21 protein-coding genes and 1 tRNA gene are annotated in these 24,562 nt (G+C 57.8%); 14 read left to right on the plus strand and 8 right to left on the minus strand.

Annotated features, from left to right (window positions below; genetic code table 11):
• Window positions 1-3 precede the first annotated feature (3 nt).
• From AC2FJE_RS07450 to AC2FJE_RS07505, 12 genes are all read left to right on the plus strand, one after another.
• The gene (locus AC2FJE_RS07450) at window positions 4-1,149 is read left to right on the plus strand and encodes an SPFH domain-containing protein (protein ID WP_282168907.1); all 1,146 of its coding nucleotides are present in this window, start codon (window positions 4-6) and stop codon (window positions 1,147-1,149) included.
• Window positions 1,150-1,153: 4 nt separating this feature from the next.
• Window positions 1,154-1,696, plus strand: a complete 543-nt coding sequence (locus AC2FJE_RS07455; protein ID WP_496755135.1) for a hypothetical protein — start codon at window positions 1,154-1,156, stop codon at window positions 1,694-1,696.
• Window positions 1,693-2,781, plus strand: coding sequence for a TFIIB-type zinc finger domain-containing protein (locus AC2FJE_RS07460; RefSeq protein ID WP_496755138.1), 1,089 nt, complete (start codon window positions 1,693-1,695; stop codon window positions 2,779-2,781). The genes AC2FJE_RS07455 and AC2FJE_RS07460 overlap by 4 nt, the downstream gene beginning before the upstream one ends.
• A gap of 79 nt (window positions 2,782-2,860) precedes the next feature.
• A complete protein-coding gene (locus AC2FJE_RS07465; protein WP_496755140.1) occupies window positions 2,861-3,529 on the plus strand; it encodes a nitroreductase in 669 nt (222 codons plus the stop codon).
• 25 nt (window positions 3,530-3,554) lie between these two features.
• Window positions 3,555-3,992 (plus strand): D-aminoacyl-tRNA deacylase, encoded by a 438-nt coding sequence (dtd, locus tag AC2FJE_RS07470; RefSeq protein WP_496755142.1) that lies wholly within the window; start codon window positions 3,555-3,557, stop codon window positions 3,990-3,992.
• Window positions 3,992-5,095 carry a glycerate kinase type-2 family protein gene (locus tag AC2FJE_RS07475; protein ID WP_496755144.1) on the plus strand — a complete coding sequence of 368 codons (1,104 nt, stop codon included), beginning with the start codon at window positions 3,992-3,994 and terminating at the stop codon, window positions 5,093-5,095. The genes dtd and AC2FJE_RS07475 overlap by 1 nt, the downstream gene beginning before the upstream one ends.
• Before the next feature lie 51 nt (window positions 5,096-5,146).
• Window positions 5,147-7,141, plus strand: a complete 1,995-nt coding sequence (locus tag AC2FJE_RS07480) for a CocE/NonD family hydrolase (RefSeq protein ID WP_496755147.1) — start codon at window positions 5,147-5,149, stop codon at window positions 7,139-7,141.
• Between the two features lie 125 nt (window positions 7,142-7,266).
• Complete coding sequence (locus AC2FJE_RS07485; RefSeq protein WP_108859350.1) at window positions 7,267-8,853, plus strand: ABC transporter substrate-binding protein; 1,587 nt, start codon at window positions 7,267-7,269, stop codon at window positions 8,851-8,853.
• Window positions 8,854-8,868: 15 nt separating this feature from the next.
• Entirely contained in the window at window positions 8,869-9,825 is a 957-nt protein-coding gene (locus AC2FJE_RS07490) for an ABC transporter permease (RefSeq protein ID WP_058276793.1), read from the plus strand.
• Complete coding sequence (locus AC2FJE_RS07495; protein WP_108859503.1) at window positions 9,825-10,640, plus strand: ABC transporter permease; 816 nt, start codon at window positions 9,825-9,827, stop codon at window positions 10,638-10,640. Before AC2FJE_RS07490 ends, AC2FJE_RS07495 begins: the two co-directional genes overlap by 1 nt.
• Window positions 10,637-12,274, plus strand: coding sequence for an ABC transporter ATP-binding protein (locus AC2FJE_RS07500; protein ID WP_496755151.1), 1,638 nt, complete (start codon window positions 10,637-10,639; stop codon window positions 12,272-12,274). Before AC2FJE_RS07495 ends, AC2FJE_RS07500 begins: the two co-directional genes overlap by 4 nt.
• 158 nt (window positions 12,275-12,432) lie before the next feature.
• Window positions 12,433-13,269, plus strand: a complete 837-nt coding sequence (locus AC2FJE_RS07505) for an alkaline phosphatase family protein (RefSeq protein WP_496755155.1) — start codon at window positions 12,433-12,435, stop codon at window positions 13,267-13,269.
• Window positions 13,270-13,273: 4 nt separating this feature from the next.
• Here AC2FJE_RS07505 and AC2FJE_RS07510 read toward each other — a convergent pair whose 3' ends face one another.
• The 8 genes from AC2FJE_RS07510 to AC2FJE_RS07545 all read right to left on the minus strand — a co-directional run bounded on the left by AC2FJE_RS07510 (window position 13,274) and on the right by AC2FJE_RS07545 (window position 22,205).
• A complete protein-coding gene (locus AC2FJE_RS07510; protein WP_496755157.1) occupies window positions 13,274-14,197 on the minus strand; it encodes an alpha/beta hydrolase in 924 nt (307 codons plus the stop codon).
• A 12-nt stretch (window positions 14,198-14,209) separates the two neighbouring features.
• On the minus strand, window positions 14,210-16,099 hold the full coding sequence (locus tag AC2FJE_RS07515; protein WP_496760825.1) for an acyl-CoA synthetase: 1,890 nt from the start codon (window positions 16,097-16,099) through the stop codon (window positions 14,210-14,212).
• 154 nt (window positions 16,100-16,253) lie between these two features.
• On the minus strand, window positions 16,254-18,074 hold the full coding sequence (locus AC2FJE_RS07520) for an ABC transporter transmembrane domain-containing protein (RefSeq protein ID WP_496760826.1): 1,821 nt from the start codon (window positions 18,072-18,074) through the stop codon (window positions 16,254-16,256).
• A gap of 127 nt (window positions 18,075-18,201) precedes the next feature.
• Window positions 18,202-18,276 (minus strand) — tRNA-Gly (locus AC2FJE_RS07525).
• Between the two features lie 136 nt (window positions 18,277-18,412).
• Window positions 18,413-19,549, minus strand: a complete 1,137-nt coding sequence (gene nagA / locus AC2FJE_RS07530; protein ID WP_496760827.1) for an N-acetylglucosamine-6-phosphate deacetylase — start codon at window positions 19,547-19,549, stop codon at window positions 18,413-18,415.
• Window positions 19,546-20,574, minus strand: coding sequence for an SIS domain-containing protein (locus AC2FJE_RS07535; protein ID WP_282169093.1), 1,029 nt, complete (start codon window positions 20,572-20,574; stop codon window positions 19,546-19,548). Before AC2FJE_RS07535 ends, nagA begins: the two co-directional genes overlap by 4 nt.
• Before the next feature lie 19 nt (window positions 20,575-20,593).
• Window positions 20,594-21,343 (minus strand): GntR family transcriptional regulator, encoded by a 750-nt coding sequence (locus AC2FJE_RS07540; protein WP_058275597.1) that lies wholly within the window; start codon window positions 21,341-21,343, stop codon window positions 20,594-20,596.
• On the minus strand, window positions 21,330-22,205 hold the full coding sequence (locus tag AC2FJE_RS07545) for a glucosamine kinase nucleotide-binding domain-containing protein (protein WP_282168921.1): 876 nt from the start codon (window positions 22,203-22,205) through the stop codon (window positions 21,330-21,332). The genes AC2FJE_RS07540 and AC2FJE_RS07545 overlap by 14 nt, the downstream gene beginning before the upstream one ends.
• 169 nt (window positions 22,206-22,374) lie before the next feature.
• Here AC2FJE_RS07545 and AC2FJE_RS07550 point away from each other — a divergent pair, with 169 nt between their 5' ends.
• Both AC2FJE_RS07550 and AC2FJE_RS07555 read left to right on the plus strand, forming a co-directional pair.
• Complete coding sequence (locus tag AC2FJE_RS07550; protein ID WP_496755165.1) at window positions 22,375-23,262, plus strand: N-acetylmuramic acid 6-phosphate etherase; 888 nt, start codon at window positions 22,375-22,377, stop codon at window positions 23,260-23,262.
• 25 nt (window positions 23,263-23,287) lie between these two features.
• Window positions 23,288-24,541, plus strand: a complete 1,254-nt coding sequence (locus tag AC2FJE_RS07555; RefSeq protein ID WP_058275595.1) for an ABC transporter substrate-binding protein — start codon at window positions 23,288-23,290, stop codon at window positions 24,539-24,541.
• The last annotated feature ends 21 nt before the right edge of the window (window positions 24,542-24,562 follow it).

Below are 24,562 nucleotides of genomic sequence, written 5' to 3' on the forward strand. Positions count from 1 at the left end.
CCAATGGGTATTTTCGATTTTCTGACCGGAGAGTTTATCGACGTCATTCACTGGGTCGACGACACCCGTGACACCATGGTCTGGCGGTTCGAGCGTGAAGGACATGCCATCAAGTACGGCGCCAAACTGACGGTGCGCGAAGGACAGGCAGCGGTGTTCGTGCACGAAGGGCAATTGGCGGATGTATTCACGCCCGGCCTCTACATGCTTGAGACCAACAACATGCCGATCCTGACGACGCTGCAGCATTGGGATCACGGGTTTCAATCGCCCTTCAAGTCTGAGATCTATTTCGTCAACACGACGCGGTTCAATGATCTAAAATGGGGCACCAAGAACCCGATCATGTTGCGCGACCCGGAGTTCGGTCCGACCCGTATCCGCGCCTTTGGCACATACACGGTCCGGGTCAAGGACCCCGCGAAGTTCCTGATTGAAATCGTCGGCACCGATGGTGAATTCACCATGGATGAGATCAGCTTTCAGATCCGTAACATCATCGTGCAGGAGTTCAGCCGCGTAATTGCCGGGTCGGGCATTCCGGTGCTGGACATGGCCGCCAACACCGCCGATCTGGGCAAGCTGATTGCGGCCGAGGTCTCGCCCGTTCTAGAAGGTTACGGGTTGGAGATGCCGGAATTCTACATCGAAAACATCTCGCTACCGCCTGCGGTCGAGGCTGCGTTGGACAAGCGGACGTCGATGGGATTGGCAGGCGATCTGGGCAAGTTCACCCAGTATTCCGCCGCCGAAGCGATGACCGCAGCAGCCAACAACCCCGGTCAGGGCGGCGGCATGGGTGCAGGCCTAGGCATGGGTATGGGCATGGCGATGGCCAACCAGATGGCAAACATGGCAGCGGGTCAACCAAGCGGACCGTGGGGCGGTTCCGCCCCCGCTGCCTCGCAACCGACCGCACATGCGGCACCGCCCCCTCCTCCGGTTGAGCATGTGTGGCATATCGCAGTGGAAGGGCAGACCAGCGGGCCGTTTTCCAAGGCCAAGATGGGCCGCATGGCGACTGATGGTGAGATCACCCGCGATACCCATGTCTGGACCGCCGGTCAGGACGGGTGGAAAAAAGCTGGCGACGTGCAGGAGCTTGCGCAGCTGTTTACCATCCTGCCCCCGCCGCCTCCTGGGGCCTAACCCTGTGGCTAACGCCGATCAAATGGCTCCATATTCCCAACGCGATATCGCGTGCGCGGTCAAGCTGTCTGCGCTTTTGGGGTGGGTCGGCGTTATTGGCGTACCAGTTTTCTCAAACGAATATCGAAGCGGCCTTGACCTGAACTCGCTGTCCCTTGTTTTTTGGTATGCGTTATTTGGGTTGCCTATTTCTCTTTTCATTTGCTGGCTGTTCGTCAAGCCGTTTTTGCGCGTCATGATGCGGCGCAAGGTTGGTTATGTCCGAGCAGCCTGTTGGGGCGCAGGAATCGGGTTCGTTCTCGTGACTGTTTCAGTTGCTTTTAGCCGTTACAGGGGCTGGCGTCAGGCACATGATCCAAAGACCACGTCCGGCTATGGCGACGGCATTGGTACGTTAGAAGTAAGCGGTCTATTGACTGATTACGATTGGTGGCGGTTTGCTCAGAACTCCTTCCATTTCATCCTGATCTGCAACGTCGCGGCAATAATCGTGCGCCTGATTATCGGCCCCGGAAAAATCGCCCCTCCAATCGAGGCAAAGCAATGACAGACGAACACCGCTTTCCCTGCGAGCAATGCGGCTCGGACTATCGGTTCAATCCGGGCGACGGGACCCTGACCTGCGATCATTGCGGGCATTCGGAATCCATAGGCGCCGGACCGTGGGGCGGTGCCAGCCTGAAAGAACTGGATTTCAACGCAGCGCTGGCGAACAAGCTGCCGGAAGCAGAGATCGAAGAAACGCGGGTTCTGTCCTGCCCGAACTGCGCAGCTGAGGTCGAGTTTGACCCGAACACCCATGCGGCCGAATGCCCGTTCTGTGCCACTCCGGTAGTCACGGAGACGGGAGTTAACCGGCATATCAAGCCAAAAGGCGTGTTGCCCTTTGCTCTGGATGAACGGTCGGCTCATAAGGCGATGTCGAGCTGGCTTGGCAAGTTGTGGTTCGCGCCCAACGGGTTGAAGGATTACGCCCGCAAAGGTCGCAAGATGCAGGGGATTTACGTCCCCTACTGGACCTTCGACGCGGATACCAAGTCAGCTTATCGCGGCGAGCGGGGCACGGTGTATTACGAGACCCGGACCGTCATGCGTGACGGCAAGCGCGTGCAACAGCAGGTGGCAAAGGTGCGGTGGTCCCCAAAATCCGGTCGGGTTGCCCGGTTCTTTGACGATGTTCTTGTGCTGGCATCCCAGTCATTGCCGAAACGCTATACTGACGCATTGGAACCCTGGGACTTGCCGGCGCTTGAACCTTACCAGCCGGAGTATCTGGCGGGATTCCGGGCCGAGGCTTATACAGTCGAATTGCAGGACGGGTATACCGAAGCGCGCGGGCATATGGCCCGCGTAATTGAGCGGGATGTGCGTTTTGATATCGGCGGAGACCGGCAGCGCATTCACGCAATCGACACGGATGTGCAAAATGTAACCTTCAAACATATTTTACTACCTGTCTGGCTGGCCGCATACAAATACAGGGGCCAGACCTATCGTTTCGTTGTGAACGGCAGAACGGGGCGTGTTCAGGGCGAACGCCCTTGGTCCGCTATCAAGATCACGATCGCTGTTGTGTTGGGTCTGCTGGTTGCAGCGGGTGTCGGATACCTCATGGCAACTGGTCAGCAGTAGCACCTGTCCCCTTTTAACCGCTTGAATATCGCCGAACCTGACGCCATCCTGCGCCTCGGCTACACGAAGGGGGAGCAGAGTGACGCTATCCGATTTGGATCGATTGCTGGCTGAGCGACATTCTTGCCGGGCGTTCCGACCTGAACCCGTTCCCAAAGACCAGATCAAACAGATTCTGACCAGTGCGTCCCGTGCGCCCAGCTGGTGTAATGCGCAGCCCTGGAACATCGTGATCACCAGTGGAGCCGAGACTGACGCTTTTCGAAAAGCGCTGCAAAACGAAGTCACAACCGGCGCACCGGAACCCGACCTGCCGTTCCCGACGGCGTATACCGGTATCTATCAGGAGCGACGTCGCGAATGTGGCTGGGCATTATACGAAGCCGTGGGCGTGCAGCGCGGGGACCGCGCCGGTTCGGCCAAGCAAATGATGGAAAACTTTACCCTTTTCGGTGCGCCCCATTGTGCGATCATCTCAAGCCCTGCCGACCTTGGCCCTTACGGAGCAATGGACAGCGGAGGTTTTGTCATGGCTTTCACCCTCGCCGCGCAAGCCTTGGGAGTGGCCTCAATCCCTCAGGCCGCCGTGGCCAGCTATGGCAAGTTTCTGCACCGATATTTCGACATTCCCGATGATCGGTTGATCTTGTGTGCAATCTCATTCGGATACTCGGATGCAGACCACCCTGCGAACGGGTTTCGAGCCGACCGGGCCGATCTGGACGAGATCGCTCGTTGGGTCGGGTAACCACGCTACAAAACGGAGAACGGATTTGCGCGCACTTCTACAGAGGGTTTCCCGGGCAAAAGTCTCGGTTGACGAACAAACGGTTGGGCAGTCCGGTCCGGGGCTGATGATCCTGGTCTGTGCGATAAAGGGTGACGACGAACAAAAGGTCGAACAACTGGCGGCCAAGGTTTCAAAGCTGCGTATTTTCAAAGATGACACCGGCAAGATGAACCGCTCTGTCGTGGATGTGGGTGGCTCGGCGTTGGTGATCAGCCAGTTCACTCTGGCCGCCGATACCTCGCGCGGGAACCGGCCGGGGTTTTCCGAGGCCGCCCCCCCTGATGTGGGGCAGCGCCTTTATGAAGAGTTTGCGCGGCGGTTGCAGGCCCATGGCGTGCCCGTCGAAACCGGGCAGTTCGGGGCCGACATGGCGGTAGAACTGGTCAATGATGGACCGGTCACAATTTGGATGGAAAGCTGATGGACCAAAGGCAACAGGCAATTCGCATTTGGCAGGCCGGCGTTGACGCTGTTGACGGGAAAAGGGCCACTAAGGCTGTTCTGAATGATATCCAAACGCCCGACCAGATTCTGGCCGTCGGCAAGGCAGCTGCAGCGATGGCCAGCGCGGCATTGGACCACTTCGGCCCGCGTCCGACGCTGGTTGTCACCAAGGACGATCACGGGCGCGACCTGCCGGAACATGTGCAGTTGATCGAAGCCTCTCATCCGGTTCCGGACACACGCAGCCTGGACGGTGGCCGCGCCCTGCGCGAAGAGATCGAGGCGATGGCACCTGGTTCCCATCTACTGCTGCTGGTTTCAGGCGGGGCATCATCCTTGGCAGAGGACTTACTGCCGGGTAACTCTTTGGCAGATCTGGCGCAATTGAACACAAGGCTGCTGGCCGAAGGTTTGGATATCACCGCAATGAATGCCGAGCGTCGAAAGCAGTCGCGGATCAAGGGCGGCGGGCTGTTGTCCCATTTCGACGGGGCGAAAGCGACCGTTCTGGCAATCTCGGATGTGCCCGGGGACGACCTGAAAGTCATCGGATCGGGAATTGGTGCATTGCCCGTCACTTACAAATTTGACGCCTCGACCAAGATCGTTGCTTCGAACGCCCATGCACGCTTGGCAGCCGCAGAAATGGCGCGCCGAGACGGATTGCAATTGCTGGCTGAGGAAGAATGCCTGCATGACGACTTCTTAAGCGTCGCATCCCTTATCGGGCAACGCCTGAGGGATATACCCCCCGGCGTCATGGTTTTCGGCGGCGAACCAACGGTGGTTTTGCCGGACAAGCCGGGCCGTGGCGGGCGCAATCAGGCGTTGGCGCTGGCACTCGCCCGGGAAATAGCTGGAACACCAAACTTGACTGTTGTTGTCGGTGGTACCGATGGCACCGATGGTCCAACCAATGCGGCCGGAGCCGTAGTCGACGGCAAAACTTGGGGCAAAGGGGCCGATACCGCCTTGCAGCAGGCAGACAGTGGCAGTTTTCTGGACAAGGCCGGAGCTTTGCTGGTGACAGGCCCAACCGGAACGAACGTGATGGACCTTGTTGTCGCAATCAAACAGTGATTTGACGATTTTAGTACGTTGCAAAAAGACAAAGACCGAAAGACTTCCGAAATGACTCGCTCGCCCAATTCGCTATGCGATATCGAAGATCTACCGGATGTCGGCATAGTGATGCCGGATGGATGTCGTCTTTCAGCGCGTGTCTGGCGCCCGGTGGATGCGGACAGCAACCCCGTTCCGGCCATTTTGGAGTTCCTGCCCTATCGCAAGCGCGACGGCACGGCGACGCGGGATGCCCTGACCCATCCATGGTTTGCCAAACGCGGCTATGCTTGCATTCGTGTGGACATGCGCGGCAATGGAGACAGCGAAGGGTTGATGGAAGACGAGTACACCCAGCAAGAGCTGGAGGATGCCGTTTCCACAATTCAATGGCTGGCGGATCAGCCGTGGTGTTCAGGCACCGTTGGGATGATGGGAATCAGCTGGGGCGGGTTCAACGCGCTGCAGGTTGCCGCCCTTCAACCCGCGCCGCTGAAAGCAATTATCACTCTGTGTTCAACCGCAGATCGTTACGCAGACGACATCCACTTTAAGGGCGGATGCTTGCTGAATGAAAACCTGGGTTGGGGCGCGACCATGTGGTCGTACTCATCCCGCGCACCGGACCCTACGCTGCGCCCCAACTGGCGGGAGTTATGGCTTGAGCGTTTGGAAAACCAACCGTTCCTACCCTCGGTCTGGCTGCGCCACCAGACGCGCGACGCCTATTGGCAGCATGGCTCTGTCTGCGAAGACTTCAGCGCGATCCGCGCGGCGACTTTGGCCATAGGCGGCTGGGGTGACGCGTACAAGAACACCGTGCCGCTGCTGGTCGAACAGCTTAGCGCTCCGGTCAAGGGAATCGTGGGGCCATGGGTGCACAAATACCCGCATTTCGCAGTGCCCGAACCGAGGATCGGTTTTCTGCAAGAGGCGCTGCGTTGGTGGGATCATTGGCTGAAGGGTCTGGAAAGCGGCGTTGAAACCGACCCAGACTATCGAGCGTATCTGATGGACGGCGTCCGCCCAAAGCGGTGGTACAACAACAGACCCGGGCGCTGGATCAGCGAGCAAGCCGGCGCGACCTCGCATTTGTCCAACCTAACTTTGAACCTGTCGAACGATGGGCTCGGGCAAGATGAGCCGCTGGACACGCGGATCCAGTCGCCCCAAACCTGCGGCATGGATGGCGGCGAGTATTGCGCAATTTGGCTGGGCCCGGACATGCCGGGAGATCAGCGCGCCGATGATGCGTTGTCCGCCTGTTTCGATGGCCCGCCTTTGTCGGAAGATCTGGATATTGTCGGCGCTCCGCGCATTTGCCTGAATGTCAGGGCCGACCGTCCGCAGGCACAGATTGCGGTGCGGTTAAATCATGTCCATCCGGACGGGGCCTCAACCCGGATCACCTATGGCGTTCTGAACCTGTCGCACCGAGATTGCCACGCGCAACCAACTCCGTTGATGCCCGGAGCGCCCTACGAAATCTCACTGGACCTAGATCACATCGCCTATCGCGTTCCCAAAGGGCATCGCGTGCGGGTGGCTGTGTCCAGCGCGTATTGGCCGCTGATCTGGCCCTCACCCGAACCCGTCGAACTGCACCTGACAGGTGGTACGATCACGATCCCGAACCGGCCGACAGCGGGTGATGATGAGCATGTGTTTCAGCCGCCCGATTCTGAAACCCCGATTGATGTGACGACCCTGCGGGACAGCAGCAATTCTCGCCGGGTGGAAACAGACATGAATTCAGGTGAAACCAGCCTGATCATCGAAGACGATTTCGGTCGCGTAACGGACAATCACCACGGGCTTACGCATGGTGGCACTGCATATGAACGCTGGACCATCCACCCCGACGACCCGCTATCTGCCCACGGGCAGTGCCGCTGGACACAGGAGATCAGTCGGGACGGGATAGACCTGCGCACGGAAACATCCTGCGAAATGTGGTCGGATCGAGAGAGCTTTTTTCTTAAGGCACAGATAAGTGCTTTTGAAAACGAAACTTTGGTATTCTCTAAACAAACGGAGGACGCCGTTCCACGAAACCAGATGTGATATTTTGGTGACCAAAGGTCAGACATTTGTCCTTGCTCGGTAGACCGAAATGCGCCTAACTTGACTCATGCGTCAATAAAAATGCCCGAGAAGGGCTGAAATCCAATCAACTGGGAGATCACTAAATGAACGAACAACTCACTCACATGGCCGGTCAGGTCACTGCGGGCAAACTGACCCGTCGCGAATTCATGGGGAAAGCGGCGGCTCTGGGTGTGTCAGCGGCGATGGCCAGCACCATGTTCGCTGACGCTGCGCGCGCGGCAGGACCGAAGAAGGGCGGCGACCTGAAATTTGGCTTGCAAGGCGGCGAATCCACCAACTCGCTGGATCCGGCGACCTATGCCAGCTCGGTGCCGTTCCAGAACGGCAAACAATTCGGTGACCAGCTTGTGGAAGTTGCGCCCGACGGGTCGATCGAGCCGCGCCTGGCTGAAGCCGTCGAAGGCAGCGCGGACGCCAAAGTTTGGACATTCAAACTGCGTCAGGGTGTCGAATTCCACAACGGCAAGACTATGACCAGCGAAGACGTGCTGAAAACCATGGAGCGCCACTCGAACGAAGACTCCAAGTCCGGTGCCCTGGGTATCATGAAGGGCATCGAGTCAATGAAGGCCGATGGCGACAATTTCCAGGTCACACTGACCGAGCCAAATGCCGACTTGCCCTATCTGATGGCCGACTATCACCTGATCATTCAGCCTGATGGCGGAATGGAAAACCCAGGTGCGGGCATTGGCACCGGACCATACCAGTTGGAAGTCGACGAGCCGGGCGTACGCCACGTGTTCAAGAAATTTGCCAACCACTGGAACCCCGATTTCGGCAATTTCGACAGCGTCGAAGTAATTGTCATCAACGATGCGACTGCCCGTACGGCTGCTCTGCAGTCTGGTCAGGTTCACGCGATAAACCGCGTAGAACCTAAGGTTGCCGATCTGCTGGGCCGCGCCCCAAACTTGACAGTGCACTCGACCGCCGGCCGTGGACATTATGTGTTCATCATGCATTGCGACACCGCGCCGTTCGACAACAACGAACTGCGGCTGGCGCTGAAACACGCAATCAACCGCCAGGACTTGGTCGACAAGGTTCTGCGCGGCTACGGCACAATTGGCAACGACATGCCGATCAATGCGGCATACCCGCTGTTTGACGGCTCAATCCCGCAACGCGACTTCAGCCTTGAAAAGGCGGCAGAACACTATGCGAAGTCGGGCCATGACGGTTCGCCGATCATCCTGCGTGTCGCAGATGGCGCCTTCCCGGGTGCCGTTGACGCAGCGGCCCTGTTCCAGCAAAGCGCGGCTCAGGCCGGTATCCCGCTGGAAATCAAGCGCGAGCCCAACGATGGCTACTGGTCCGAGGTCTGGAACGTTCAGCCGTTCTGCGCATCCTATTGGGGTGGCCGTCCGGTGCAGGATCAGATGTACGCGACAGCGTATCTGTCAACCGCCGACTGGAACGACACCCGCTTCAAGGTGCCGGAGTTCGACGAAATGCTGTTTGCAGCACGGGCCGAACTGGACAACGACAAACGCAAGGACATCTACAGCAAAATGGGCATGATGGTTCGCGACCAAGGCGGTCTGATCTGCCCGATGTTCAACGATTTTGTCGAAGGCGTCACCAATCAGCTCGAAGGTTGGGAAAGCGACCCTACCCAAGAGATGATGAATGGCAACATGTCACGCAAGATGTGGTTCGCCTGATAGGGCCCACGGATAATGCATCCTATCATCAAACTGGTTTCCCAGCGCCTTGCGCTGGGACTCCTGCTTCTCTTCGGTGCATCGGCTCTGATTTTCGGCCTCACCGAAGCCCTGCCTGGGGACGCTGCGCAAGCGGTCCTTGGCCAATCCGCAACCCCCGAGGCGCTGGCAAACCTGCGCGAGGAAATGGGCCTCAACCGTCCCGCTCTAACCCGATATTTCGAATGGCTGGGCGGCATCCTGCAGGGCGATCTGGGTCAGTCTTTGACCAACAAACTCGACATCGCAGAAAGCATCGGAAAGCGCTTAGGGAATACCCTGTTCCTGGCATGTGCTGCAGCCGTCGTTTCCGTGCCGCTTGCTATCTTTCTAGGCCTTCTGGCCGTTCGGTACCGCAACCGCTGGCCTGACAAACTGATTTCTGCAATCACCCTGACAACGGTTTCGATCCCGGAATTCCTGATCGGTTACGTGGTGATCTACTTCGTCTCGGTGAAACTGGGCTGGTTCTCCTCACTCGCAATGATCAACGATACAATGTCCTTCGGGCAAAAGCTCAATGCCATCGCCTTGCCTGCCTTCGTTCTGACACTGGTGGTTCTGGCGCAGATGATGCGAATGACCCGCGCTGCGATCCTGAACCTGATGCAGTCGGCCTATATCGAAACGGCTGAACTGAAAGGCCTCTCGAATTTTCAGGTCATTGCGCGCCACGCGTTTCCCAACGCGATTTCCCCTATTGTCAACGTTGTGATGCTGAACCTGGCCTATCTGGTTGTGGGCGTCGTCGTTGTCGAAGTGGTGTTCGTATATCCCGGCATGGGGCAATATCTGGTGGATTCGGTGACCAAGCGTGACGTGCCAGTCGTTCTGGCCTGCGGCGTCGTCTTTGCCGCGGTCTATATCGGGCTCAACATGGTTGCCGATATTGTGTCTATCCTTGCCAACCCAAGACTGAGGCATCCGAAATGATGAAGAACATTCCTATTTCGGCCGCCGTCGGTCTGTTTTTCACCGGACTGTACTTTTTCATAGCGATCGCAGCCCCACTGATCGCCCCTTACGGAATGGCCGAAGTGGTCGGTGATGTGTGGGAACCGTCAAGCGCCGAGCATCTGCTGGGCACGGACAATATCGGGCGCGATCTGCTGACACGTATGATCTATGGTGGTCGCACGACCATCTTTATCGCTGCGATGGCTACGATCCTCAGCTTTATCACTGGCACCTCGCTGGGCCTTTTGGCTGCGGTTCTGGGTGGTTGGGCTGACCAGGCGCTGAGCCGGACGGTTGACCTGATCATGTCGATCCCAACGCTGATCCTGGCACTGGTTATCCTGGCGATTGTTCCGGTTACCGTTCCGATCCTGATCCTTGTGATGGGGCTGTTGGACGCCACACGTCCTTACCGACTTTCTCGATCGGTCGCCGTGGACATCAACGTGATGGACTATGTCGAAGCCGCAAAGCTGCGCGGTGAAGGTCGGCGCTGGATCATTTTCCGGGAAATCCTGCCAAACGCTCTGTCGCCTCTGGTGGCTGAATTCGGGCTGCGGTTCATCTTTATGGTTCTGTTCATCTCGACCCTGTCGTTCCTGGGTCTGGGCGTCCAGCCACCGCTGGCGGACTGGGGCGGCATCGTGAAGGAAAACAAGGACGGGATCGTCTATGGCATCGGCGCGGCCCTATACCCCGCTGTCGCCATCGCGACGCTCGCCATCTCGGTCAACCTTGTAGCTGACTGGGTTCTGAACCGTACCACATCGCTGAAAGGAGGCCGGGGATGAGTGATACCCTTCTCAAGGTCCGCAACCTCAAGATTGGCGCGACCGTCTATCCGCCGGGTGAAAAACCCCATGACATCGAAATCGTGCACGGGGTCAACTTTGACCTCGAACGCGGCAAGGTGTTGGGGCTGATCGGTGAATCCGGTGCCGGTAAATCGACCATCGGTCTGGCGTCCATGGCTTATGGCCGCGGTGGCGTCGAACTGACCGGTGGCGAAGTCTGGGTCAACGGGCGCGACATTCTGAAATCTCCGCATAGCGATATCCGCAACCTGCGTGGTGGCGAGGTTGCCTATGTCTCGCAATCTGCCGCCGCCTCGTTCAACCCGGCCAAGAAGATCATGGATCAGGTGGTCGAAGCTGCGGTCGAACATAAGAAGTTTTCGCGTAAAGAGGCCGAAGGCCGTGCGCGTGAACTGTTCGCCAAGCTAGGGCTGCCCGATCCGGACAATATCGGGGATCGTTATCCTCACCAGGTCTCGGGCGGTCAGCTACAGCGTTGCATGACGGCGCTGGCGCTGTGCCCCGAGCCTGATCTTGTGGTGTTTGATGAACCGACCACAGCACTGGATGTGACCACTCAGATCGACGTTCTGATGGCGATTAAAGAGGCCATTCGCGATACCGGCGTGGCTGCGCTCTACATCACGCATGACCTCGCCGTTGTTGCTCAGGTCAGTGATGACATCATGGTTCTGCGGATGGGCAATACGGTCGAGTATGGCAATACCGACCAGATCATCAACAACCCGCAGGAAGAGTATACCAAGGCGCTGGTTTCGGTCCGCTCGATCGAGCACGAAGAGAAAAAACCCACACCGGAATCGGTATTGAGCGTCGAAGGTATTACCGCGCGCTACAAGGGTTTGAATTTCGACGTGCTACACAACGTCAATGTCGAACTTCACCCGGGGCAGACACTGGCCGTCGTCGGCGAATCCGGCTCGGGCAAGTCGACACTGGCGCGGGTGATCACAGGCTTGCTGCCGCCGCGCGATGGTGAAATTACCTTTGCTGGTCGCAAGCTTAGTGGCGATCTGAAGGGCCGCAGCCGTGAAGACCTGCGCGAGCTGCAGATGATCTACCAGATGGCTGACGTGGCAATGAACCCACGCCAGACGGTTGGTACGATCATCGGACGCCCGCTGGAGTTCTACTTCAACATGCGCGGTGCCGAAAAACGCAAGCGGATCGTCGAACTGTTGGATGAGATCGAACTGGGCGAAAAGTACATGGACCGCTATCCGGCGGAACTGTCAGGTGGTCAGAAACAGCGTGTCTGCATCGCGCGGTCGCTGGCAGCCAAGCCCAAGATGATCATCTGTGACGAGGTCACCTCGGCACTTGATCCACTGGTTGCGGACGGCATCCTGAAACTGCTGCTGGACCTGCAAAAGATCGAGGATGTGGCATACCTGTTCATCACCCACGATCTGGCGACGGTGCGCGCGATTAGCGATAGTATTGCGGTGATGTATCAGGGTCGGGTGGTTCGCTATGGGTCGAAAAGCGAGGTGCTGAGCCCGCCGTTCGACGACTATACCGACCTGCTGCTCAGTTCCGTCCCCGAGATGCATCTGGGTTGGCTGGAAGAGGTCGTTGCCCACCGCAAAATGGAAAGCGCCGGGAACTGACCCCTGCCCTTTCCGTGACAGTTAAGTGAAAAATTGAAATCCCGGCGCCTTGTTCGATGACAGGTGTCGGGATTTTGCTATTGGGGGCGTGAACGGGCAGACCCCTGATCGCGAATCCCCTAGGGTCGCCAGAAATATTTAGTCAAAAGGCCAAAGACATGGACCGCAAACTACTCCTTATCATCCTGGACGGTGTTCCGTGGCGCAATTTCCGACGGTTGTTCGGTAACCTTGAAGGTTGGGTCGACAGCGGTGAGGCGCGCGTGTGGAAACTACGCGCTGTTTTGCCGTCCACGTCCGCCAGCTGCTATGCTTCGATCCACACCGGTGTCACACCACAGGAGCATGGCTGTACCGGCAACGGCAATGTCTTTCGTCTAGGCCATAAGGATGTCTTTAGCCAGGTTCGTGAGGCTGGTGGCGTAACCGGGGCGGTCACCCACAGCTATTGGTCGCAGTTCTTCAACCGCCACCCGTTCGATTACGTCCGCGACATCGAATATGATGAGCCTGAGAGCAAGACAATCAACCACGGCCGCTTTCACACCATGACCGGCTATGGCAAAGCCAATCAGATGACCCCGTCTGACGTGGATCTCTATGCCACTCTGACCAACCTTTGCCTGCGTCATGGGCTGGATTACGGCCTACTGCATGCCTGCACATTGGACAGTATGGGGCACCGTTTTTACCATGATTGCGAGGAGATGGACCACGCCTGTTTCGTCGCAGACGAGATGCTGGCCCCCTTCATCCCGCGTTGGCGGCAACTAGGCTATGAGGTCATCGTGACCGCCGATCACGGTCAGGATGAGCGGGGGCACCACGGCGGGCGCAGCCCGCTACAACAGGAAACGGCACTGTACTACTTTGGCGAGGCGGAAGGTCCCGAGGTCGACACGGTGATCGACCAACTGCAACTAGCGCCCACGATCCTGAACCGGATGGGTGCGCCCATTGCCCAAACGATGAAGGCGAAACCGTTCCTGCAGTGAGAGATCAGTCGTAGGGCCAGATCTGCTGACCCAACGCCTCGATCGCGACCGAAATCCTCTCAAAACTGTCTGCCGCGCGCTTAACACTGGTACGCGCGCGCAGATAACCGTGAACGAGGCCCGGCTCGTTGATCCAATGCGCTTGCCCTCCGGCGGCTGAAATCTTGTCGCAATAAGCGCCACCATCATCCCGTAGCGGATCACAATCTGCAGTCACCACCACGGTTGGCGGTAGGCCCGAGAAACCTGTGTCGTGAAGCGGCGCGAAGGTCGGATCATCTTGCGGGATATCACCACCACAACGCACTTTTTCGTAGAATTGAATCTCATCCAGCGTCAAAAGGGGCGCGTGAGCGTGCTCAATATACGACCCTTTCGTGCTGTCACCACCCAAACCGGGGTAGATCAGGACCTGACCCAGCACATGGTCCAACTTACCTCGTCCGTATTGGGCGACTGCGGCCGCCAGGTTGCCACCGGCACTGTCACCCGCAAGGACAATCGGGTCGCCGAATTCCTGCGCCACCCAGTTTGTCACATTCCAGCTGTCCTGAAATTGCGCCGGGTGGACATGTTCGGGACACAGACGGTAGTCCACGGCCACAACCCGATATCCGGTCTGCGCGCAGATCTCGGCGCAAACATCATCGTGGCTGTCCAGACCTCCAACAACAAATCCGCCACCATGAAAATAAGTGACGGTTCGCGTCGGCTGACCCGCGTTGTAGACCCGGACAGGCACGCCAAATGCCTGCCTGTCCTCAGTCTCGACCCCCTGCGGGCGGGGTTGGCGAAAGTCGCGACACATCGTGTCGTACACCCGGCGTTGATCCTGGATCGACTGTTCGACCGCATCATCGGGATAGCTTTCAGCCGTTCGTTTTATGAACGCCCAAGTCTCTTCATCAATCAGACGTTCATAATCCATGTTTCCTCCCGGTCAGGCAGCCCACTCCCACGGCCGGGTGAACGATCCCAGCACTTTGCTGACATCGTCCTCTGCGGAACCCTTCGCGTCAAGCTGCGCAACGAGTCCGCGTTTCTTATCGTCGATGACCGAAATGACCCGTGCCTCAAGACCAGCCTCTTCCAACGCGCCGTTATAGATACGCGTGATCGCCTGTTTGCGAAGTTCGGGCTTAAAGACCTTACCGACCGCAGTTTTAGGCAGCTCGTCCAGAATGGTCATGTGCTTGGGTTGTGCCGCGCGTTCATGGACATGCACATTGCAATACTCCATCAGCTCTTTCTCGGTGACCGAGGCTCCATCGACCAATTCGACAAAGGCGCAAGGCACCTCGCCCGAATAGGCGTCAGGCTGCCCGATGGCACCGGCAAACGCGACAGCATCGTGCCCCAGCAGAGCTTCTTCGATCTCGGCCGGGTCAATGTTGTGACCGCCGCGAATGATCAGGTCCTTGGCACGACCTGTGATCCACAGGTAGCCGTCCCCGTCAAAACGTCCCAGATCACCTGTGCGCAGGTATTTGTCGAAGTGGTAAAGACCTACGTTCTTGTCCGCCTCGGTATAGGTATTGCCCGCAAAGACACCGGGGTTCGAAATGCAAATCTCACCAATTTCATCTGCGGCGCATTCCTTTGGTCCATCCGGACCATCCTGCAGGATTTTCACATCCGTATAGGGAAACGGAATACCGATCGAGCCAATCTTCTTTTCCCCGTCCACCGGGTTGCAGGACACCAGACAGGTGGCCTCGGTTAGCCCATAGCCTTCTACGATGGTCACACCGGTCGCTTCTTCGAACCTGCGGAACAGTTCGACGGGCAAAGGCGCTGAACCTGAGAACGCCGTCTTCACGCTTGAGATGTCCGCATCCACGGGGCGCTGCATCTTGGCAGCAATCGCTGTGGGTACGGTGATGATGAACGTTACTTTCCAGCGCTCAATCAATTTCCAGAAATTGTCGAAAACACCGTCGCCGCGATATCCCGCAGGCGTTGGGAAGACCACATGGGCGCCCGACGATACAGCAGCCATCATGATCACATGCACGGCAAAAACGTGGAACATGGGCAGCGGGCACATGATCACGTCCTCGTCCGAGAACAACAGAGTGTTCCCCAGCCAGCCGTTGTAGATAAGGCCCGAGTATTTGTGCTGCGCGACCTTCGGCATGCCCGTTGTGCCGCCGGTGTGGAAATAGCAGGCAACGCGATCTTCCTTGCTGTCTTCGAAAGTCAGCGTCGTAGGCTGCTTGGCCAGCTCTTTATTGAAGTTCTTGTAATCCGCATGGGCCAGTTTTTCCTTGTCGCCCATCTTTGGACGCAGGAACGGCACCAGCCAGGATTTTGGCGGCGTCAGATAGCGGTTGAGATCAATCTCGAGAATGGTTTTGACGTTGGGCGCGTGGCGCACCGCCTCTTCAACCTTTTGCGCCACATCAGTCTTGGGGAAGGACTTCAGCGTCACGACCACTTTGGCACCGGTTTCGCGTAGAATTGCTGCGATCTGCTCGGGCTCTAGTAGCGGGTTGATCGGGTTCACGATCCCTGCGACTGCACCGCCCATCATGGTGACCAGCGTTTCGTTGCAGTTGGGCAGCACATATGCCACCACGTCTTTCTCACCGACACCCAAAGACCGGAACAGGTTCGCTGCCTGATTGACTTTGCCAAGCAGTTGCGACCACGTCAGAGTCTCGGCCTTGTCTGTCGGACCAGACATGAGCTGAAAGCTGACCGCATCACTGTTCGGAAATTTGCCTGCTGTGCGTGACAGCAACTGGTGGAAAGTGACCGGAACATCCCGATCCCCCCACGACATTTCCTGCTCCATTCTCGCCTTGTCTTCCAAACCCACAAAGGCCATGTGACTCCTCCCTGTTTTTCTCCCGCGTCTTGCGCGGTTTTTTCCAAAACAAGATGGAAGCAAAACCCCGCAGGTGCAAGCGACGGGTTAGAGGGGCCACGCCCAAATTTGTAGAATTACGCAGCGGCGTAAAACTGACTTCCCCGACGTCAGGCTATTCTGCCGCAACTCCGTCGGTGAATTGCAGGCGCGCCAGGCGAGCATACAAGCCATCCTGAACGACCAGATCCTCGTGCGTGCCTTGGGCCACGATCTGACCGGCTTCCATCACAACGATCCGATCTGCCTTTTTGACCGTCGCCAGACGGTGGGCCACGATCAGTGTGGTGCGCCCGGCGCGCATCTGGTCAACCGCGCCCTGAACCGCGCGTTCGCTTTCGGCATCCAAGGCCGAAGTCGCCTCGTCCAGCAGCAGAACCGGAGCATCACGCAAGATGGCGCGTGCAATCGCGATCCGCTGTTTCTGACCACCCGACAGCATCACACCACGTTCTCCTACAAAACTGTTATAGCCTTCGGGCAGTTTCGAGATGAACTCATGTGCCGCAGCCGCGCGCGCGGCGGCCTCGACCTCTGCATCCGAGGCGTCCAGGCGCCCGAACCGGATATTCTCGCGGGCCGAGGCTGCAAAGATGATCGGGTCCTGGGGCACCAATGCCATGTGCTGCCGGAAATCGGATCGGTCGAGGTCGCGCAGGTCAACGCCGTCCAGACTGACATGACCTGCATCCGGATCGTAGAACCGCTGGATCATTTGAATCACTGTGGTTTTGCCTGCACCCGATGGACCAACGAAAGCCACGGTTTCACCCGGTTGGATCGACAGGGTCAGATGGTCCAGTGCCACAACAGCCGGACGGGCCGGATAGTGGAAGATCACATCCTCAAAACGGATTTCGCCCCGAACAGGTGTAGGCAGTGATGCTGCCTTGTCCGGATCGATCACGGTATCCTGCGCATTCAGCAATTCCACCAGACGCTCGGTCGCGCCGGCTGCACGTTGCAGCTCGCTCCAAATCTCAGAGAGGGCGGCGACAGAGCCTGCCATGATGATTGAATAGATCACGAACTGGATCAGAACACCTTCGGTCATCACGCCGTTACGAACGTCGTTTGCCCCCATCCACAACACGCCGACGATGCCCGAAAATACAAGGAAGATAACGATTACCGTCATCACGGCGCGCGTTTGAATACGCCGAAGAGAAACCGCATAAGAGGTTTCGGTCATATCGTCGAACTGCTTCCGGCTGGCTTTTTCATGCGTAAAGGCCTGAACGGTTTGCACCGCGCTCAGTGCCTCTCCCGCGTTGCCCGACGAGGCCGCGATCCAGTCCTGATTTTCGCGGCTGAGGACCCGCAGACGACGCCCCAGAACAAGTATCGGCACCACCACCACCGGGATCAGCAAAAGTACCAAACCCGTTAGCTTGGCCGAGGTCAGCAGCATTAGAACCAAACCGCCCGCGAACAAAAGCATATTGCGCAAGGCAATGGATACGGACGATCCCAGCACGGACTGAATCAGGGTCGTGTCCGTGGTGATACGGCTGAGAACCTCTCCGGTCATGACCCGTTCATAGAACTCGGGGCTCATCCCGATAACGCGGTTAAACACGGCCTTGCGGATATCGGCCACAACGCGCTCACCCAACCGGGTGACCAGCGCATAGCGGATGCCTGTTCCCACCGCCAAAATCGCGGCAATGCCCAGTGCCGCCAGAAAGTACCAATCCAGCAACTCGCCATCTTCAATTCGGAAATTGTCGACTACGCGGCGTACCGCAAGTGGCAGGGTTAGCGTCATGCTGGCTGTCAACACCAGTGCCAGAACCGCACCCGTCATCAGGGCCCGATACGGCTTCATAAATGGCCAAAGAGACGACAGAACGCCTATCTTCCGCGATCCAGCACGCTCTTCCGTGGCACCGGGTGCAGGTTTGCCCTTAGGCGTGGCTGAGGCAGAGTTTGCCATAATTGGCCCTTACGTCTTTTTCGCACTTAAGTGTTCGCTTCTTGGCGGCCACGGCAAGCCGGGTCAAGAACCACAATATATGACCCAACATAAAAGGGCTATTTGACGCAGAATTTTAGGGCTGATTTGGAGCGGGCGGCGGGAATCGAACCCGCTTCATCAGCTTGGAAGGCTGAGGTAATAGCCAGTATACGACGCCCGCTCAGCGCTGGTCGGTTTAAGCGATGCGTCAGATGTCGTCAAGCGCCGTTCGAAGCCAGATTTCAAATTCGTCGACAAAAATTGACAGGCGGTATACCGCATCCCGCAGACAGTCGTTCTGGCAGTTAAAGACAAACTCAAGATTGCGCGGGCAGCCATTCGCAACGGCTGAAATCGGCAGATATCCGGATCACCGAACCGTATTCTAAGGCCGTTGGCGGGGCCAACCCGATCAGCTGAGCCGGATAAGAAGTGGCCGCCGCCAGTGCGTCCTGCAACGGCACACCGACTTGTTTGACCAACAAGCCAACGGCGGTCGTCAGGTCCAGGTCCGCGCCGGCCAGCGTTCCGTCTGCCAGTGTCAACCTGCCTTCGGTTCGCGTGATTTTGCGGCCTTCAAGGGTGAATTCGGTTTGATCCGTACCCGCCACAGCCATCGCATCGCTGACCAGAAAGATTTGACCCGGCGCAGTTTTCGCAGCCCAGGCAGCGCGCATCGCGGCGGGGTGCACATGGACACCGTCGGCAATCAGCCCTGCAGACAGCGTTCCGCTGGCCAGCGCTGCGCCGACGAGGCCGGGTTCACGATTGCCCAGCTGGCTCATCGCGTTGAACAGATGGGTTACGCAACGCGCACCGGCGGCAGCATACCGCTGGCAAGTCGCAAAATCCGCATCGCTGTGCCCGAGCGAAATAAGGATACCAGCGTCGCTCATGGCGCGGACCTGCTGCTCGGACACACCCTCGGGGGCGACAGTTACCTTCAGGCAGGGAAGTGCATTAGCCGCTTCTATCAGCGTGCCCAGATCCGATGGTTCCATCGGCCGTATCAAATTACCGTCGTGCGCCCCTTTCCGCGCGACCGACAAATGCGGCCCTTCCAAATGCAGCCCTGCGACGCCCGGCACTTGTGCTCGCACTGCCTCGATCGTCGCATGTATTGCTGCGCGGGTTTTGGCGGGTTCGTCGGTGATCAGAGTGGGCAGCAGCGAAATCACCCCCAATCGGCGATGGGCGCCGGCAATTCTGCGGATCGTTTCGACCGACGGATCATCGTTGAACATAACGCCATCGCCGCCATTGACCTGCAGATCCACAAAACCGGGGCTGAGGATATCGCCGTTCAGATCTACAACGTCCTTTTCTTCGGTCACCTCAGCGTCAGGGAAAACTTCACCAACCCGCCCCTCGCAAAAAACAATCGCGTGGTCGTGTAACAATCGGCTGCCGTCAAAGATTGGCCCGTTTCGAAAAATCACCTTGCGTTCTATCATACCGTCTCGGTCACTTTTTTAAGGTGCCGCGGTGCATCCGGGTCGATCCCCCGCGCACTGGCGACGGCCTCTACCATGCTGTAGAAAGACGTAATCGCCGTTATTGGGTCGGTGATCCAATGATCCGTTCGAACCACTGGCAGAGCCTGCGCGCGCGTTACTTTGGTGGTCGTCGCAAAAACCGCAGCACCTTTTTCGGCCAAGGCATCAGCCGCATCGGCAGTCGCCTGTTCGGCTGCATCATTGGCCGCGAACGAAATCACCGGAAACCCTTCTTCGACAATCGACACCGGGCCATGCAGCACTTCGGCCGCTGAATAGCTCTCGGCATGGATTTGGCATGTCTCTTTGATCTTCAATGCAGCTTCGTCAGAGATCGCATAAGAAGGCCCCCGACCAAGCGTAAACAAAGACCGCCCGCTGATTGTTTCGGCTGCAGACGACCAATCGCATTGGGCCGCTCGCGCCAGGTATTCGGGCAAGGATTGGATCGCCCCGATCAATTCAGCATCCTCTTTGACCTCGGCCAGCAACCATAGACCTGACACCAACGAGGTCACAAATGTCTTGGTTGCTGCGACGCTCAGTTCCGGCCCCGCGTGCAATGGCAGAACTGCATCCGCCACGTCGGCCAGGCGCGATTCCGAGTTGTTGGTCACCGCAATTGTCAGTGCGCCAGAGTTTCGCAAAGACCCTGTGAGGCCAACGATATCCGGGCTTTGGCCGGATTGCGAAATGGACAGGCAGACAGATCCTTTTGCCCTGAGATCCACCCCGTAAATCGAACTGACGGATGGCCCTACTGAGGCAACCGGTAATCCAAGAAGCAGTTCACTGGCATATTTCAAATAGCTGCAGGCATGGTCGGATGATCCCCGGGCGACCGAGATCAAAAAACGTGGATCCGTATCCCTTACGCTTTGCGCAGCTGCTCGGATATTGTCTGCCCCCGTGCTGAGCAATCTGTCGACGGCATCAGGGATCTCCAGAATTTCCTGACGCATTTTCGAGTTCTTTTCGGACATTTGATCCCGGTCCTTCCGGTTATAGGCGCAATTCAGCGACAAAGTCATAAGCGTCGCCGCGATAGAGCGACCGCGTCATTTCTGCGACCCGCCCGTTTTTTAAAAATGAGATACGCTCAATGTTCAGCCCCGCCGCACCTTCGGGCACCTCCAGCAGTTCCGCTTCTCGCGCGGCTAGATTCAGAGCCGATATCTTTTGCACCGCGCGCACCGGGCGGCGCCCCAGACCATCAAGCACTTCGTACAGAGACGTCGTGACTTCGATTGGGTTCGGCAGGATATCCAGTGGCAGCGCAGCACGTTCCAACGCCAGCGGACGCCCGTCCGCCTCGCGCAGGCGGTAAATGCGGGATATCTGCTCACCATCTGACAGATTCAGCGCAGTGACCTCTTCCGGGGTTGGCGCAAATACTCCGCGCTCCAACCATTTTGACGTCGTCTCCATCCCCCGGCTCGACATATCTTCGGTGAACGAGGTCAGGTGTTTCAGCGATTGTTCAACCCTTTGAACACGTTCTCGAATGAAGGACCCTGACCCCTGACGTTGCTCGATTACACCTTCCTGCACCAGCTCCTGAATCGCCTTGCGCACGGTTACGCGGGATAATTCTGTGATTTCCACCAGCTCCCGTTCGGATGGCAGCGATGAGTTCGGCGCAAGGACGCCCGTATCGATCCCCTCTTGCAACCTGCGCCGCAACTGCACGTAGCGGGGACCATTTTCCGAGGTCAGCCAAAGATCAGAGCGTAGGAATTCAGCAATGCTCATGCGGGACCTCCTTCGCCAAAGCCAGTGCCCCGGTCAACGGCTCGCCCGATGGAGGGCGTATCTCTGACTGCATGGCAGCAGGCAGATAGTGCGCATAATGCGGAGAGATACCGCCGGTCAGGCAGATCGCGACTTCTGGCTGCCATCCGAAACGTGCCGCCATATCGGCGATGTAAGTAGCACCGGCCTGCATAATTTTTCTGGCGACGTCGTCTCCGGAAACTGCTGCAGTGGTAACCATCGGGGCCAACGCGCCGAACTCTGTCGGCGTCGCCCGCCCGGCAAATTCGACGATCCCTGCACTACCGCCAAAATCATCCAGCAATTTCTGCGTAAGATCGCTAGTGACCTGAATTCCATCCATGGAATTCAATGCTTCTGCCAATGCAAAACGACCAACCCATTGCGCAGATGCCTCATCCCCCAATACTGGCCCCCACCCCCCGGCAAACCGCATCACCCGATCCTTCTGCGAAGCAACAAAGGACCCCGTGCCACAATGGGCGATCAAGCCGTCCTGAGACGCGAGCGCGCCCCGCAGCGCGGCTGGTCGATCATCGGAAACGCGTGCCCGCGTTAGGCCCAGCGCGCTCTGCACGCGACGGGCAATATGGTCATCTGTGACGCCAGCCAATCCAACAAAGGCGGGCAACTGAGTCAGGTCCTGAACATCTACAGCAAGCGTTTGCGCGATCTGGGTGATCCCCGATTTCATCTGCAGAACGGACGCATCGAAATCTGTCGAGACATTGGCAGCCCCGGTTTCAACAGAATGGACAATACCATCGACTTCACATGCAACCCGACATCGGGTTCCGCCACCATCTATGGCCAGTACAGCATTGCTCAGAGACTCAGTCATGACAATACCATTATAATACCTATTTGAATTTAGGAAGGCAAAAATAGGCCGATTTCCGTAGCTTTTCTCTGTTTTGATACAGAATACGTTGATTTCCACTGGAAAAATAAAATTATGGACAAGTGGTATTGAATAGGTATTGTATTGGGAACCGCAAAGGGGGATTCTTTTGACGCTGCCGCCGACCGAACAACTGCATCCAGACGCCAACAAGCTGGACCCACAAGACCCTGTCGCCTCTGCTCGGGCGCTGGTTGAGGGGCAGATTGCAGCCGCGGCCTCAGCGCGTGGCGCATTGGACGCGATCGCGCGGGGCGGCAACGCCATGGCGCAGACCATCCGCGCCGGCGGCGTGCTGCACTATGTGGCCGCAGGCTCGTCCGGGTTGATGGCCGCTGCCGACGCGCAAGAGCTGGGCGGTACCTTCTCAATTCCCGCAAACCAACTCCGTATACATATGGCAGGCGGCCTGCCTACCGGTGTCGAAATGCCCGGAGGCGCAGAAGACGAAGCCGACGGACTAGCGGACGCGCTTTCGACATTGCAACCGACGGATACGATCATCGCAGTGTCCGCAAGCGGATCGACGCCATACACCCTGACCGCCAGCAATTTGGCACAGTCACAGGGCGCAACGGTTATCGGAATTGCCAATAACGCAGGCAGCCCTTTGCTGGAAAGCGCGGATATTCCGATTCTTTTGGCAACGCCGCCGGAATTAATCTCGGGCTCGACGCGTATGGGTGCTGGAACAGCTCAGAAAATCGCTCTGAACATGCTGTCGTCTCTCATGGCACTGCAACTTGGCCATGTTCACGGCGGCATGATGGTCAACCTGCGCGCCGACAACGACAAGTTGCGCGCGCGGGCGACGGGGATCGTCGCGCGGATCGCCAAAGTTGATACAAAAAAAGCAAAACTCGCGCTGGACGCCGCGAACGGAGACGTGAAGCCGGCGGTGCTAGTCGCTGCACGTGGCATATCACCCAAAGATGCCTCGGCCGTTCTGGACGCAAGCGGCGGGGTTCTGAAATCCGCACTGGAACAAGATAAATAACTGCTAACCAACTGGGAGAACACGAATGAAACGCAATAGCCTGAAACTGGCCTTACTGGGCACGACCCTGATGGCTTCAAGCGCCTATGCCGAGGACGTCACGCTGATCATCGAAAGCTGGCGCAATGACGACCTGACCTTGTGGCAGGAACAGATCATCCCGGCGTTCGAAGCCAAACACCCTGGGATCAAACTGCAGTTCACCCCATCAGCTCCGGCGGAATACAACGCCGTGCTGAACTCGAAACTGGATGCGGGTTCGGCCGGTGATCTTATCACGTGCCGTCCGTTTGATGCGTCGCTGGCACTGTATGAGGCCGGGCACCTGACCGATCTGTCCTCGGTCGAAGCGATGAGCAACTTTTCGGACGTAGCCAAGTCGGCATGGCAGACGGATGACGGCTCGGCCAGCTTCTGTGTTCCCATGGCGTCGGTGATCCATGGCTTCATTTACAACAAGGATGCGTTTGCTGAGTTGGGCATCGAAGTCCCAACGACTGAAGAAGAGTTCTTTGCCGCACTCGACAAGATCAAGGAAGACGGCACTTACATCCCAATGGCGATGGGCACCAACGATCAGTGGGAAGCCGCCACAATGGGCTACAACAACATCGGCCCGAACTATTGGAAAGGTGAAGAAGGTCGCCAGGCCCTTATCGCTGGCGAACAGAAACTGACGGATGAAGCCTGGACCGCTCCCTACGCCACTCTGGCACGCTGGGGACAGTATCTGGGCGACGGGTATGAGGCACAAACCTATCCCGACAGCCAGAACATCTTCACCCTGGGCCGGGCTGCGATCTACCCTGCCGGATCGTGGGAAATCGCTGGCTTCAACACACAAGCCGACTTTGAGATGGGCGCGTTCAAGCCGCCGGTCCAAAACGCGGGCGACACTTGCTATATCTCTGACCACACGGATATCGGCATCGGCATGAATGCTGCTTCCGAGCACCCCGAGGCCGCTGAGACCTTCCTCGCGTGGGTCGCAAGCCCCGAGTTTGCCGAAATCTTTGGCAACGCCGTACCGGGCTTCTTCCCGCTGTCCAACACTCCGGTCGAGCTGGCAGATCCGTTGGCCAAAGAGTTCGTCGGTTGGCGCGACGAGTGTGAATCGACCATCCGTTCGACATATCAGATCCTGTCGCGCGGCACGCCGAACCTTGAGAACGAGACCTGGGGCGCATCCGTTGCCGCCATCAAGGGTGCCAACAGCCCCGAAGAACTGGGCGCCGACCTGCAAAAAGGTCTGTCCTCCTGGTACGCTCCGCACCAGTAAGCGCTGATCTGACATATACCC

The sequence above is a fragment of the Ruegeria sp. CDSC002 genome (assembly GCF_059610905.1).

What these genes read in the sequence shown, in the direction of transcription:
- AC2FJE_RS07450 (WP_282168907.1), top strand. Translation starts at nt 4, where the DNA reads ATGGGTATTTTCGATTTTCTGACCGGAGAGTTTATCGACGTCATTCAC.
- AC2FJE_RS07460 (WP_496755138.1), top strand. Translation starts at nt 1,693, where the DNA reads ATGACAGACGAACACCGCTTTCCCTGCGAGCAATGCGGCTCGGACTAT.
- AC2FJE_RS07475 (WP_496755144.1), top strand. Translation starts at nt 3,992, where the DNA reads ATGGACCAAAGGCAACAGGCAATTCGCATTTGGCAGGCCGGCGTTGAC.
- AC2FJE_RS07480 (WP_496755147.1), top strand. Translation starts at nt 5,147, where the DNA reads ATGACTCGCTCGCCCAATTCGCTATGCGATATCGAAGATCTACCGGAT.
- AC2FJE_RS07485 (WP_108859350.1), top strand. Translation starts at nt 7,267, where the DNA reads ATGAACGAACAACTCACTCACATGGCCGGTCAGGTCACTGCGGGCAAA.
- AC2FJE_RS07490 (WP_058276793.1), top strand. Translation starts at nt 8,869, where the DNA reads ATGCATCCTATCATCAAACTGGTTTCCCAGCGCCTTGCGCTGGGACTC.
- AC2FJE_RS07495 (WP_108859503.1), top strand. Translation starts at nt 9,825, where the DNA reads ATGAAGAACATTCCTATTTCGGCCGCCGTCGGTCTGTTTTTCACCGGA.
- AC2FJE_RS07500 (WP_496755151.1), top strand. Translation starts at nt 10,637, where the DNA reads ATGAGTGATACCCTTCTCAAGGTCCGCAACCTCAAGATTGGCGCGACC.
- AC2FJE_RS07505 (WP_496755155.1), top strand. Translation starts at nt 12,433, where the DNA reads ATGGACCGCAAACTACTCCTTATCATCCTGGACGGTGTTCCGTGGCGC.
- AC2FJE_RS07510 (WP_496755157.1), bottom strand. Translation starts at nt 14,197, where the DNA reads ATGGATTATGAACGTCTGATTGATGAAGAGACTTGGGCGTTCATAAAA.
- AC2FJE_RS07515 (WP_496760825.1), bottom strand. Translation starts at nt 16,099, where the DNA reads ATGGCCTTTGTGGGTTTGGAAGACAAGGCGAGAATGGAGCAGGAAATG.
- AC2FJE_RS07520 (WP_496760826.1), bottom strand. Translation starts at nt 18,074, where the DNA reads ATGGCAAACTCTGCCTCAGCCACGCCTAAGGGCAAACCTGCACCCGGT.
- nagA (WP_496760827.1), bottom strand. Translation starts at nt 19,549, where the DNA reads ATGATAGAACGCAAGGTGATTTTTCGAAACGGGCCAATCTTTGACGGC.
- AC2FJE_RS07535 (WP_282169093.1), bottom strand. Translation starts at nt 20,574, where the DNA reads ATGTCCGAAAAGAACTCGAAAATGCGTCAGGAAATTCTGGAGATCCCT.
- AC2FJE_RS07540 (WP_058275597.1), bottom strand. Translation starts at nt 21,343, where the DNA reads ATGAGCATTGCTGAATTCCTACGCTCTGATCTTTGGCTGACCTCGGAA.
- AC2FJE_RS07545 (WP_282168921.1), bottom strand. Translation starts at nt 22,205, where the DNA reads ATGACTGAGTCTCTGAGCAATGCTGTACTGGCCATAGATGGTGGCGGA.
- AC2FJE_RS07555 (WP_058275595.1), top strand. Translation starts at nt 23,288, where the DNA reads ATGAAACGCAATAGCCTGAAACTGGCCTTACTGGGCACGACCCTGATG.